Consider the following 13,948-nt stretch of genomic DNA (forward strand, 5'->3'; position numbering starts at 1 on the left):
TAACTACTGCTGCTTGGTAGTTATTTTTACATAGGAGACAGTTAGGAAAAGGAGGGGCCTGATGGGAGCGTACATTGCGAAACGATTGCTCATATCCATACCAGTTATATTCGGAATCTCATTAATTACGTTTATCTTGTTGAATGTGATTCCCGGAGATCCCATTGCATTGATGATGAAAGAACATATAAGTACCGATGTGGTCGAGCGGGTACGTGCACAAATGCATCTGGACGATCCAGCTTATGTTCGATTTTTCCGCTTTATCTGGGATGCGCTTCATGGTGACTTCGGAACTTCTTACAAATTAAACCGATCGGTTACAACTTTGTTGATGGACGCTTTCCCCAATACATTAGTGCTGGCTATGTCTGGAGCGCTCGTGTCGTGGATCATTGGAATCCCGGCCGGTGTGCTATCTGCAGTCAAAAAGCGTTCCTTTCTGGACAACGCCATCATGGGATTCTCTCTGTTTGGGGTATCCATCCCGGTATTCTGGGCGGGACTTCTCTTTCAATACATTTTTTCGATGGTCTTGGGAATCTTGCCGGTTTCCGGCTTTAGTGGACCCGAATATTTGATCATGCCAGCGATTGTGCTTGGTTGGAGCTCAGCCGGTACGATTGCGCGGCTTACGAGATCGAGCTTGCTGGAGGTCATGCGAAACGATTATATACGGACAGCGAGGGCAAAGGGGAACTTTGAGCTCAAGGTGATTATCAATCATGCCTTGAAAAACTCGATGTTGCCTGTCGTCACCGTCATGGCCCTGCAGGTTGCCGGACTTTTGTCAGGAGCGGTCATCACGGAGAGCGTCTTTGGGATTCCGGGTATCGGGAGGATCGCGGTAAACGCCATTCAGAGCAGAGATATGCCGCTACTCCAGGGAGCTGTCATGTTCACGACCGTCTTGGTCATCATGGGGAATCTGATCGCAGACATTCTCTATTCCCTGATCGATCCGAGGATCAAATATGACTAAAGGAGGTCCTGATCAATGAATCTAGCGAGAAATCTCATGCTCAAAAAAGAAGTGATCGAAGCCAGTGACGAGCTGGTCAAAGAGACCTTTTGGCAAGACGTCTTTCGTTCTCTGCGAAAGGATCGAATGGCGATTACAGGTGGTATTGTCATCGTGTTGTTTATCCTGATGGCGATCCTTGCTCCCCTCATCGCTCCGCACGATCCGTATGAAGTCAACCTGGACAACCAATTTCAAAAGCCGAGCCTGCAGTACTGGCTGGGTACGGATATGTTCGGTAGGGACGTGTTTTCGCGAATTATTTACGGATCACAAATCTCTTTGTTAATCGGGATCGTCCCCAGTCTGATCACAATGTCGATCGGGATCGTGTTGGGAATCGTCGCAGGCTATTTTGGACGGAGAACGGATTTTATCATCATGACGATCTCCGACATGGTGCTCTCCTTTCCATCTCTGCTGCTGGCTATGGTCGTCATGTATACGCTCGGGGCAAGTCTGCTTAACATCTTTATCGCACTCAGCATCGTTGGCTGGGCAGGGACAGCCAGGGTCGTACGTGCCCAGACTTTATCCTTGAAAAACAAAGAGTTTGTGGAAGCAGCGAGAGCAGTGGGGGTCAAGCCGCGTATCATCATGCTGCGACATATTTTACCGAACTGTATTCCTCAGCTTCTCGTCCTGTTTACGTTGGAAATCCCAGGCTCCATCCTGTCTGAAGCGAGCCTTAGCTTTTTGGGAGTAGGGGCACAGCCACCTGCATCCAGCTGGGGACTCATGGTATCAAATGGAAAAGAGTTTTTATTTAACGCCCCTTGGGTAGCGATTGCACCAGGGATCGCCATTTTAGTGATCGTCTTGGCGTTCAATTTCTTGGGAGACGGTCTGCGCGATGCACTGGATCCATACTTGAAGCAATAAGGGGGAGAGCGGCATGAGTGAGGCAAATACCATATTGGAAATCAACAATCTGAAGACCTATTTCTACACAGATAAAGGAGTCGTGCCGGCGGTTGATGATGTCAGCCTGAAGGTAAAAAAAGGACAGATCGTCGGTATCGTAGGAGAGTCAGGGTGTGGAAAGAGCATGACGTCCTTGTCGATCATGCAATTAATCGCACCTCCCGGAAAGATAGCGGGTGGGGAGATCCATTTTGATCAAAGAAATTTAGTAGGAATCTCCAAACAAGAAATGCGCTCGATCCGCGGGAATGAAATCTCGATGATTTTCCAGGAGCCGATGACTTCCCTCAATCCCGTATATACCGTAGGAAAGCAAGTCGCGGAAACATTACTCCTGCACAACGAAAAGATGTCCAAAGCGGAAGCAAAGCAAAAAGTGATCGAGATGTTTGCAATGGTCGGGATACCCGAGCCTGAGAAAAGATACAACGTCTTCCCGCACCAATTGTCTGGAGGCTTGCGGCAAAGGGTAATGATCGCCATGGCTCTCATCTGCCGTTCCAAGCTGCTGATTGCCGATGAGCCTACGACCGCACTCGATGTGACGATTGAAGCCCAAATCTTGAAGCTGATGAAAAACCTTCAAGCTGAGATCGATACGTCCATTATCATGATTACGCATAATCTGGGGATTGTAGCCGAGATGTGCGATTACGTGTATGTCATGTATGCAGGCAAAATCATGGAACAAGCGGATGTCTTTGAACTGTTTGACAATCCCAAGCACCCGTACACAGAAGGCTTGTTAAAGTCCATCCCGAGAAGGGACGTTCAGCAAAACAAGTCGAAGGGACTGTATAGCATTGAAGGAATGGTGCCCAACATGCTGCAATTGCCACGTGGCTGCCGTTTCCATCCGCGCTGCGAGTACGCCGTAGACGCATGCCGCGAAGGAGAGCCAGAACTGGTGGACCTGGGCAACGATCATCTGGTTAGATGTATCAAATACAACAAGTAGGGGGGAGGTGAAGGTATGGATCAACCACTTATGCAAGTGAGGAATATAAAGAAATACTTCCCGGTGGAGAAGGGACTCTTTGGGAAAAAAACAGGTACGGTACATGCGGTGGATAATGTCAGCTTTGATATCTATGAAAAAGAGACATTGGCAATCGTAGGGGAATCAGGATGTGGGAAAAGTACGTTGGGAAGAACATTGATTCGGCTGCTCGACGCGACAGAAGGATCGGCACACTTTGAAGGTCAGGACATTTTCGCCATGTCCCAATCCGAGCTACGCCAGCTGAGAAAACAAATGCAAATCATTTTCCAGGACCCTTTTGCTTCCCTGAACCCTCGCATGAAAGTGTCGGATATCATTGCGGAGCCACTGGTTACCCATGAGACGATTGGACGAAAAGAGAGGGAAGACCGCGTCGCAGAGCTGATGGAACTGGTCGGGCTGAGAAAAGCATACAGCTCCCGTTATCCTCATATGTTCAGCGGAGGACAGAGGCAGCGCATAGGAATTGCTCGTGCCCTTGCCCTGCATCCCAAGTTCATTGTGTGTGATGAGCCCGTTTCGGCACTGGATGTATCCATCCAATCGCAGATTATTAATTTACTGCAAAAGCTTCAAGAGCAAAACAATCTGACGTACCTGTTTATCTCCCATGACTTGAGTGTCGTCCGTTATTTTTCAGATCGTATTGGCGTGATGTTCCTCGGGAAGATGATGGAACTGGGGCCAACGGAGGAAGTGTACCGTCGTCCCTTGCATCCATACACGAAGTTTTTGATCGCTGCAGCACCCGTTCCTGACCCGCATGCCCGTAATCAGGAGAAGCTCATTTTGGAGGGAGATATCCCGAGTCCCTTGCGTCCGCCATCCGGCTGCCGTTTTCATACGAGATGTCCGTATGTGCAGGACATTTGCAAGAGTCAGGAACCACAAATCCAGCAGATCGATGATCGTTCTGTCGCCTGTCATTTTCCATTGGAATAAAGGATGAAATTTCGAAGCTATCAGCTTTTGCCTCCGATCTGATCTTTTTGTGCCAAGCTTATTGTTTTTATGGTCAAGTCGTGTCATGATTACATTTTGGTACAATTACGCTCGATGGACTTTTTCATTAATGGAGGCAAGACAGAAGTGGAACGGTATCCTTTTGCATACGATCCAACCCATTCGTTTATCTCACAGGTCAGCGATTGGGTTGCTGATGTTTTTTATGAAATATTGCCGGATGCAGGCTTTGAAGTTCGAGACGAACAGATTTACATGGCTTTTCAGCTTGAACGTGCTTTTGCAGAAAAGCAGACGATCTTTGCGGAGGCAGGAGTAGGGACGGGTAAGACGCTGGCTTATTTGCTCTATGCCATCTGTTACGCTCGCTATACGAGAAAACCGGCGATCATCGCCTGTGCAAATGAATCGTTGATCGAACAGCTGGTCAAACCTCAGGGTGATATCGCCAAGCTGGCAAAGCATCTCGAATTGACCATAGATGCGAGACTGGGGAAATCCCCCGATCAATACTTGTGCTTGCGCAAGCTGGACGAAGCGAGATATCAACCAGAGCACGGCGAAAGCTTCCAGTGGATCTATCAAGAGCTGCCTCCGTTTGTCAATGCGTATGAAGCGTTGCAATCGTTTTATCCGTACGGAGATCGCAGTGATTATCCCGATCTCGATGATGAGAAGTGGGGAATGATCAATTGGGATTCGTTTCAGGATTGCTTTGCCTGTGAGAAGCAGCATCGCTGCGGACAGACACTGTCCAGAAACCATTATCGCAAGTCAGCGGACCTGATTATTTGCTCCCACGACTTTTACATGGAGCACGTATGGACGTATGAGGCCAGAAAACGTGGTGGTCAACTGCCACTGCTGCCTAGCCATAGCTCGGTGATCTTTGATGAAGGTCACCTGCTGGAACCTGCTGCGCAAAAAGCGTTGACGTACAAGCTGAACCATAGCGTCTTTGAAGAAATCATTACACGTCTGCTCAAAGGGGAAATCCGTGAATCTCTTGCCGTGGCGGTAGAAGATGCGATTACCCAGAGTGAAGAGATGTTCTATCAGCTCGACAAGCATAGTCATGCAGTCGTTGGCTCAAAACGGAAGGAAATTCAGTTTGACGCCCAACTGCTGCAGTCGATCAAGAAATTTACTGAGCTCATTAGTTGGATTGAAGAAGAGCTGGCATTGGAAAGCGGTCTCTACACGCTCGATGAGTTTCAATTGCGCATCGTCGAAGAACATTTGGAAATGATGCAGTTGGCACTGAGCTTGTTCCGACAACCGGACCATGTCATTTCGTGGATGACGGAAGAAGGGACAGGCCCTACGTTGATCGTGATGCCGAAAATGGTGCAGGAAGTGTTGAAGGAACGCGTCTTCTCCGAACAGATGCCGATCATCTTTTCCTCGGCAACATTGTCCGTAGATAGTTCGTTCCAGTTTGTGGCAGATAGTCTGGGTATTAGCCAGTATTTGTCCTTTTCCGTACCTTCTCCCTACGATTACCCCGAGCAAATGGAAGTGGTCGTTCCGAGGTTCACTTCGGAGGATGCCTTTACCGAGAAAATTGCTGCGGCTGTCCAGCTCTTGAAACGTACGGAAGGCAGAGCGTTACTGTTGTTCTCGTCTATGGAGGAGATGAAACAGTTCAAGCATGCTATTTCCCAGTACCAGGAATGCAATGATATGCGCTTTTACTACGAGGGCGATCAGGAAATCACTCATCTCATTTCCTGTTTTCAAGAGGATGTATATAGCTGCCTTTGCGCAGTGTCTTTGTGGGAGGGGCTAGATGTACCTGGCGCGTCCTTGTCAAACGTGGTGATCTGGTCTTTACCGTTCCCGCCGAATGACCCTGTATTTGCTGCGAAAAGAAAAGGGGCCGCATCGCCGTATGATGAGGTGGATCTCCCTTACATGCTACTGCGGTTGCGCCAAGGGATCGGCCGATTAATTCGTTCGAGAGAGGATAGCGGGATCGTTGCAGTCTTCCATGCAGAGCTTTATCAGAACGAAAAACTAAGAAAACACGTGCAGGATGTCTTCCCTTCCGGTGTGGAGTGGAAGGAGTCCTTGTAGAACTGAGGATAGAAAAGAGGCAGGAACTGATGCGTTCCTGCCTTTTCCTGTTCGATTTCGATTTCGATGAGATTCTCTGGCATGTTCCGAACTGTAGGATCGGGTACGAAATCTGGTTGAAAGCCTTCGTATTTTACTTCGAAAACCGTGCCTTGCCCTAGAGTTTACTCCTTTTCTGTGGGTGAGTCGAAGGTAACAAAACATTGTGGAGAAAGCATGAAGATGGCGATGTATGACACTTCTGTTACGGTGTGATTGAAATATCAAATGATAGGGTGCTTCCCTGTTATAATGGAATATCAACGATGAAAAAATGGAAAGTAGAATGGAATGGGGTAGGTGTAAAAGTTGGGTAATGTAGATTTGGCGAGTTTGCCTTGGAGTTTGTTTTGGGTCGGGATTGCGTATTTTTTGGTGACGGGTGTGTTTTTCTGTCTAGGTTTTATGCGACTGCTTTCGCAACGAATTCGAAGTGGAATTATTTACATGGTCATTGCAGTGATTAGCGGCGGACTTTTCTTGAATTACTTGTTTACACATCACATTTAATGGTGGAAAATGATCATAGATTGTTTGATCATTTCCGGGACGGAGCAACGCTTACATATGGAAGCTGTTGGCAGGTTATGACGCCAGCAGCTTCTTTTTGTTTGATTGAATTTCCGGGAATATTTCCTCCTGAACATTGTTAACATTTTGTAACGCGTTCCCCGTCCGGACCGTCTTATAATCGAAGTACACGAGGTTACCTCTGCTAGGAGCATACATAAGGAAATAGCCGGCTTGCACTACAGCTGGCTAATAGCGAATGGAAGGTAATTTCCTGTAATGGATACAGGAAAGAGGCGATGAAGCATACATAAATAAGAGGAGAGGACTTCTCACCACAGTGAGTCGCTACACACATCCTGAATACGGGCAAATATGATTGGAACCATGAATAGGATACCAACCCCCGTTTTCCATTAGTCACTTAGAAAAACAGGGGGTTTTGCATTCATACAGCACTTATTTCCCGATGTGAAATGGCTGACCCCGTCAACTTTAGTCAACAAACAGAATGGAACCAAAAAGGGGAGAATGCAGATGAGCTGCATGTCGAGTACGAACGAGAAAAAGACTCTTCCAAAAGATCGTTTGTTTGTAAAGCAAACAAACGGTCGAGTAGACGGAAAATCGTCATTCCAATCAGCAAGCAAGGGAGGCCGTCAACATGCCTGAACCATTAAAAGGCACCAGCCGATACATGGCTGGAATCGACGGGCTAAGAGCCTTGGCTGTACTTGCTGTCATTTTGTACCACCTGAATTACAACTGGGCACCCGGAGGATTGTTGGGTGTCGGCATCTTTTTCGTCCTCTCGGGTTACCTGATTACGGATTTGCTCATCGCCCAATGGAGCAAACATGAACGCCTCGATATGAAAGATTTTTGGTTACGTCGTGCAAGACGACTGTTACCAGCTCTCCTGATTCTTCTCGTGCTCGTTGTGGCTTGGGTCATGCTTTTCAAGCCAGCTCATCTCCCTAGCATGAAAGGTGACGTACCGGCAGCGATCCTGTACGTCAGTAACTGGTGGCTCATTTTTCAGGATGTCTCCTATTTCGAGAAGTTTGGCCCTGCCTCGCCATTCGGTCACTTATGGTCGTTGGCTGTAGAAGAACAGTTTTACTTGTTCTGGCCACTTTTACTCGCTATCGGTCTTCGTTTCGTAAAACGACGTGGCCCTCTCGTATGCATGACATTAGCGGCGGCTGCTCTGTCTGCAATTTCTATGGCGTGGATGTATGAGCCAGGTCTAGATCCCAGCCGAGTTTACTATGGAACCGATACACGTGTATTTGCCTTGTTGATCGGTGCGGCACTTGCGATGGTCTGGCCGAGTCGTAAACTGTCTGCCAACATCTCTCGTTCAGCCCGACTCTCGCTTGATCTGGCTGGAGTAGCAGGTCTCTCTATCTTGCTTTTTGCGATATGGAAAACGAATCAGTACGATGACTTTTTATATCGTGGTGGTCTGGTCTTGTTGTCCGTTGTGAGTGCAGTGGTCGTAGCGACCTTGGCTCACCCGGCGAGCAGATTTGCCAGATGGATGGGCTGCAAGCCACTGAAATGGCTAGGTGTCAGATCGTACGGGATATATCTCTGGCATTATCCGGTTATTGTGTTAACAAATCCTGTGGGTGCGGAACAAGCCGATGCATTTTCGATTCCGCGTGCCATTCTTCAAGTGACAGCTTGCATCGTACTCGCAGCACTCTCGTGGAAATACATCGAGGAACCGATCAGACATGGAGCGTTGGGGCGGATCTGGTCCAGCCTTCGTCTGCAACGAAACGGACAGAAAAAACGGTATACGCGTCTAGTTGCTTCCACATGCGCACTTGTTCTCTGCGTTACTTACTATGGGGTAGCTTCGTTGACTTCGGACGCGACAGCTAGCCAAACATCCGTAGAAGAAAAGAAAACAGAGGTCCCTAAACCGGTTGCTCCACATACCGTTGTACTACCGAAACAGGTAGGAGCGACACTCCCAGCTGGCTCGGTGAGTGAACAAGGAAAACCGACAACAAAGCCGAGCGAAGCGACGAAAAAGACGGACTCGGCCAGTCAAACAAAACCAGGAAAAAAACCGGCTCCTCCAAAAGAGACGACTCCAGCGACTGTACCGACTACGTCTACAGAACCTGAAAACGATAATACGAATCCATCTGAGACGACTGCGAAAGATCAGGCAGGGCAACAGGATGCTGCAAATGATAAGCAGGATCAGCCCGTGCAATCCGGAAAAGGAATTACAGCCCTAGGGGACTCCGTCATGCTGGATGTAGCTCCCTATCTGGAGAAGCTGTTGCCCGGGATCATGATCGATGCCAAGATCGGGAGACAAATGTCCCAAGCGCCAGATGTCATTGCCAACCTCAAGGCAAAAGGCCATCTCGGTAAAATTGTCGTCATCGAGCTGGGAACAAACGGATCCTTCAGTGAAAAGCAATTGCTGAAACTGTTGAAATCCCTGGACAGTGCTGATCACATTATTCTGGTGAATACGAGAGTTCCGAAGCCTTGGGAAAGTGTCGTCAATACGACGTTGGCACAGGTGGCTGCCACTTACCCGCAAACCATTTTACTGGACTGGTATGCGGCAAGCGCTGGCAAGGATTCATTCTTTTATAAAGACGGAGTTCATCTCAATCCAGAGGGCTCTGAGTATTACGCGGACTTCCTGGCGAAAGCCATTGCAAAAGTATCGGACGAAAAGAAAGAGTGAGGAAGCGAAATACGCAAAAGGACAGCCGTCGCAGCTGTCCTTTTTGCATGTATATGTCATGATCATTAAATGACGCGTCTTGCAATCTCAAATCGTTTCTCCCAGGAAGTACCCGCGAATTTCGAGGTAGTGACCCCCCCTTTGCCGTAAGTGTGAAGCAATGTATTATTTCCTGCGTAGATCGCAACGTGAGTAATTCGGGAAGAAGAACTGCCATAGCTGCGGAAGAAAATAAGATCTCCCTTTTGCAGCTGATTCTTCGATACTTGCTTGCCTACTTTGGACTGTTGGCGTGAATCTCGTGGCAGATTCACTCCAGCCTGTTTAAACACACGTTGTGTAAAGGAAGAGCAATCGAATGTATTCGTTGTGTTTTTGCTAGAACCAAACTTATACGGAACGCCCTTATATTTCAGTCCGTCCGCGATCACCTGATCGGCGGTTTTGGAAGAGGAGCCGGAAGTAGTCGTAGCAAGGCTCTTTGTAGTCTGTGGAATCGAAGTTTCTGCGATTGCACCTGTCGCTTGATCTGCATTTTTTGCGATGCTGGTGTTCAGATTCAAAGGAGCTGCATCTTTTTTGCTCTGATTATTCTGTGTATTTTTGTTGTCGTTTGTAGGCTTGTCATTCTGACTATTCTCGGTATTGCTGATATTGTTTGTTGGATTGTCATTCTGACCAATCTCGGTATTGCTGATATCGTTTGTAGGCTTGTCATTCTGACTATTCTCGGTATTGCTGATATTGTTTGTTGGATTGTCATTCTGACCAATCTCGGTATTGCTGATATCGTTTGTAGGCTTGTCATTCTGACTATTCTCGGTATTGCTGATATTGTTTGTTGGATTGTCATTCTGACCAATCTCGGTATTGCTGATATCGTTTGTAGGCTTGTCATTCTGACTATTCTCGATATGGTTGATATCACTTGCCTGATTGTTAACCTGGTCGTTTTCTTGACCTTCATCCACGTTCTGATCAGCTTGGTTATTTGATTGTTTGACGTCCTTCTTAACGTGGTTCTTCTGATGCTTTTTGTAATGTTTATGCTGACTGTGATGCGTAGCGGAAGTGTAACTTTTCTCGGAAGCCGCATAGGCTTGTCCGCCCATTAGAAGAGAAGTACCCATTAGCAGGGCTACTACCGTGCCAGTTTTACCTTTCCAGTTTCGCTTTGTCATGTTGTTCCTCCTTCTTATGTGTGGTCTAGTTGTGTGTGTACCTCATCCACGTTTTTTATCGTATAGAAGAAAACTAAGAGTCCCAGTAGAATTTCATGAGAGTTTCATGAGAAGACTGTTGGTAAGATATTCTGACGGAGATGATTCACATGTCGCTACAGGCTAGCAAAGGCTACTTGTTACTAGTCGAAGATGAGAGGAACTTGGCAAGATACTTACAGCTGGAGCTAGAGAACGAAGGGTTTTCTATGGATGTGGAGTATGATGGGCCGTCGGGACTAGAAAAAGCCCTAGCGAATGAATATGACCTAATCCTCTTGGATGTCATGCTGCCCGAATTATCGGGGATAGAGTTATGCCGACGGCTCCGGGAAGTCAAGGATGTGCCCATTATTATGATCACCGCTCGTGGCGAGGTTCCTGACATTGTTACGGGATTAGATAGTGGTGCTAACGATTATCTCGCAAAGCCCTTTGCTATCGAAGAGCTGTTTGCCCGTATCAGGGTATTATTGAGACATCGGGAATCAAAAGCGAATCAAGAGATTCTGGTTGGCAATTTGCGCATCCAGCCAAACGCTCGGCGCGTGTTCCTCGCAGAAGAGGAAATCATGTTAACACCACGCGAATTTGATTTGCTTGATTACCTGGTGCAGCACAAGGAGCAGGCCCTTTCACGGGAACAAATCTTAACCTCCGTTTGGGGATTTGACTTTATGGGGAACACAAACATAGTGGACGTGTATATTCGGTATTTGCGCAATAAAATTGAAAGCGATGCATCGATCAAACTGATTCATACCGTTCGGGGAATTGGATATACGCTACGAGAATAAAAAATCTGATAGTTAGGTGATCGCAGTGCTCAAACATCGCAGACACTCGCTCAAGTGGAGACTCACGTTGTTATTTAGCGCCGCTATGCTGATATTGCTTCTCTTTTTGTCCATTTTTATATTTTTTAGCACTTCCAATCTGGTTTACCAACATGAGCAGAAATTACTAAATCAAAAAGCCACTGCAATCGCATCCGATTTAAAAACGGAAATAAACGAGGAAGCATCACTCAGGGTTACTTATTTGACTCGTTTATTGACCAATTACGCTGATATCAATCAATCCATTATCCTTATCGATCAAAATGGTAAGCAGCTCGCTTCCATACAAGGGGCCAATTGGAATAAAGAACCCCAAGATTTTTATGAAAGAACTCTGATTGCCAAAGAACCCGTTCAGTTACCTTTCTCGTCCGAGCTTTTGTTTGTACAAATTACCACAACGACTGAAGCGCTTGAGTGGTATTTTTCTATTTTGCTTACGATCATTCTTCTCTCTTCCTTTTTTACGCTGCTCCTATCAGGGATTGGTGGTTATCTGTTAAGCAAGTGGGGACTGAAGCCTCTCGATCAACTGATCCAACAAATCCATACCATTTTCCCGAAGCAATTAACACAGAGAATTCATCATCAACATGTGGAGACCGAGATCTATGAGTTAATCAACGCTTTTAATCTGTTGTTGGATCGCATGGAAGAAGCTTTAGTATCCCAGCAGCGGTTCGTGACAGATGCCTCCCACGAGTTGCGTACCCCGCTGTCTATCATCGAAGGATATGTGAGTCTTCTGCAGAGGTGGGGGAAGAACAAGCCTGAGGTAAGAGAAGAAGCGCTTGTTGCTTTAAGGCAGGAGTGTAAACGACTTTTTAAACTAATTGATGACCTGCTGTCTCTTGCCAAATTGCAGGACGCCTCGTATCTTGGTTCAGTGAAAGTAGTGCAGCCACTAACGCCACTCCTTCTCGAAGTAAAACAAGCCTGGCTCCCGATCTTTCCTGATCAAATTAAGCTGTCTTTTGAGTGGGAAGAATCCCTTTCCTTGTTCATGGATCGAGAGCGCATTCGGCAGCTATTAGACATATTATTGGACAATGCACGTAAATACACAGATGAAGGGCAAGTAAGGGTCCGTGCCTACCGCGATGGAGAATGGGTTCACATTCATGTAGAGGATACAGGGATTGGTATCTCAGAAAAGGAGATTCCCCATCTATTCAAACGATTTTATCGAGTAGACAAATCGCGTACTCGAAAAAGGGGAGGAAATGGAATCGGTTTAGCGATTGCACAAGCGATTGTTGAAGACCACGACGGAAGCATCACAATCATTCCTTCTTCGCAACAAGGCTTGTGTGTCAAAGTCTTGTTGAAAAAGAGCGATGAGGACCAAACAGATTTATAGAATATGCCTCTTCTAGAGTATATTCTTCTGGTTTGTAGTGCAAAAATTCAGCCAATGATAATAGAATAAAAAGGAATGGACAACAAGTCTGGAATCGCATGTAAAACCTTTACCCAAATCATTGTTTCATGAGGAGGTTTCACGATGCATATCCATCAATTGTTTGACCTGAAAGGAAAGGTAGCGTTGGTTACGGGCGGGGGAAGAGGGCTAGGCGAGCAGATCGCAAAAGCATTGGCCGAAGCAGGTGCCGATGTCGTCGTCTGTTCACGCAAGCTGGATAACTGCCAACAGATCGCCACGGAGCTAGAGGAAATGGGAGTCAGGAGCTTGGCACTGGAATGTGATGTGACCAAGCAGGAAGACATCAACAGGACGGTGGCGGAAGTGATCGAACAGTTTGGTGCCATCGACATCCTAGTGAACAATAGTGGAGCAACTTGGGGGGCACCGGTCGTCGATATGCCATTGGAAGCCTGGAATAAAGTGATGGATGTCAACGTAACAGGGACGTTTCTCATGAGTCAGGCTGCAGGAAGACATATGATTGAAAGAGGCTACGGAAAAATCATCAACATCGCTTCTTCAGCTGGGCTTCGCGCAGATCCACCAGAGGGCTTGAATGCCATTGGGTACAGTACGAGCAAAGCAGCAGTCATTCACTTCACCAAGGATCTGGCACGAAAATGGGCGCGGCACGGGATCTATGTCAATGCAATCGCACCCGGATTTTTTGCTACCAAAATGACGAAGGCCTTGCTCGAAAAACGGGGAGATGCCATTGCAGCTAGAATACCGCTCGGAAAAATCGGTGATGAAACGATGCTAAAAGGCGCAGCCGTCTATCTCAGCTCACCTGCCAGTGATTTTGTGACGGGACAAATATTAAGCGTAGATGGTGGAAGTACGCTTTGAGCAGATGATCTTCCCATTTCCAGCAGGAAAAGATCAAGGAATTGCGGAAAAGGAATAAAAACCAACGAGCGTGGCGGTGAAGTGCACCCCTTATAGTGGACATTGGAAAAAACACGAGTGTTTTAAACCGATGATTCCTATAGGGGGTGTTTTTCGTTATGGCAAAAATGGGGCAAAAGTTTACGAATTATAGTCATGAAATCAAGATGGAAGCAATTCGCTTGTACATGGAGGAAGGATGGTCTAATCGAAAGATAATGGAACATCTAGGGATCCCAGACAGAGGCCGAGTCACTACATGGACAAAGAAGTTCAAGCAGTTGGGTGAATTCGGCTTATTGGATCAGAGAGGTCGA

10 protein-coding genes and 1 pseudogene are annotated in these 13,948 nt (G+C 46.9%); 10 read left to right on the top strand and 1 reads right to left on the bottom strand.

What is annotated here, in order from left to right:
- Positions 1-61 precede the first annotated feature (61 nt).
- The 6 genes from AN963_RS06945 (at position 62) to AN963_RS06975 (ending at position 9,258) form a co-directional block, all read left to right on the top strand.
- Positions 62-982, top strand: a complete 921-nt coding sequence (locus tag AN963_RS06945) for an ABC transporter permease (RefSeq protein ID WP_055743778.1) — start codon at positions 62-64, stop codon at positions 980-982.
- 15 nt (positions 983-997) lie between these two features.
- Positions 998-1,903: an ABC transporter permease gene (locus AN963_RS06950; RefSeq protein WP_083496802.1), complete on the top strand. Its 906-nt coding sequence runs from the start codon at positions 998-1,000 to the stop codon at positions 1,901-1,903.
- Between the two features lie 13 nt (positions 1,904-1,916).
- A complete protein-coding gene (locus tag AN963_RS06955; RefSeq protein WP_055743779.1) occupies positions 1,917-2,903 on the top strand; it encodes an ABC transporter ATP-binding protein in 987 nt (328 codons plus the stop codon).
- 15 nt (positions 2,904-2,918) lie between these two features.
- On the top strand, positions 2,919-3,890 hold the full coding sequence (locus tag AN963_RS06960; protein ID WP_055743780.1) for an ABC transporter ATP-binding protein: 972 nt from the start codon (positions 2,919-2,921) through the stop codon (positions 3,888-3,890).
- Between the two features lie 147 nt (positions 3,891-4,037).
- On the top strand, positions 4,038-5,987 hold the full coding sequence (locus AN963_RS06965) for an ATP-dependent DNA helicase (RefSeq protein WP_055743781.1): 1,950 nt from the start codon (positions 4,038-4,040) through the stop codon (positions 5,985-5,987).
- Between the two features lie 1,213 nt (positions 5,988-7,200).
- Positions 7,201-9,258 carry an acyltransferase family protein gene (locus AN963_RS06975; protein ID WP_055743783.1) on the top strand — a complete coding sequence of 686 codons (2,058 nt, stop codon included), beginning with the start codon at positions 7,201-7,203 and terminating at the stop codon, positions 9,256-9,258.
- Positions 9,259-9,323: 65 nt separating this feature from the next.
- Here AN963_RS06975 and AN963_RS32335 read toward each other — a convergent pair.
- Positions 9,324-9,710, bottom strand: a pseudogene (locus AN963_RS32335) (C40 family peptidase); the annotation flags it as partial.
- A gap of 878 nt (positions 9,711-10,588) precedes the next feature.
- Here AN963_RS32335 and AN963_RS06985 point away from each other — a divergent pair.
- The 4 genes from AN963_RS06985 to AN963_RS07000 form a co-directional block, all read left to right on the top strand.
- Positions 10,589-11,275: a response regulator transcription factor gene (locus tag AN963_RS06985; RefSeq protein ID WP_055743784.1), complete on the top strand. Its 687-nt coding sequence runs from the start codon at positions 10,589-10,591 to the stop codon at positions 11,273-11,275.
- 25 nt (positions 11,276-11,300) lie between these two features.
- Entirely contained in the window at positions 11,301-12,677 is a 1,377-nt protein-coding gene (locus AN963_RS06990) for a sensor histidine kinase (protein ID WP_055743785.1), read from the top strand.
- Between the two features lie 144 nt (positions 12,678-12,821).
- Positions 12,822-13,592, top strand: a complete 771-nt coding sequence (locus AN963_RS06995; RefSeq protein ID WP_055743786.1) for an SDR family oxidoreductase — start codon at positions 12,822-12,824, stop codon at positions 13,590-13,592.
- A gap of 158 nt (positions 13,593-13,750) precedes the next feature.
- Positions 13,751-13,948 (top strand): helix-turn-helix domain-containing protein (locus tag AN963_RS07000; RefSeq protein WP_152985643.1); only part of this gene is annotated, 198 nt, incomplete at its 3' end.

The organism is Brevibacillus choshinensis (genome assembly GCF_001420695.1).
GTDB classification, from domain to species: Bacteria; Bacillota; Bacilli; order Brevibacillales; family Brevibacillaceae; genus Brevibacillus; species Brevibacillus choshinensis.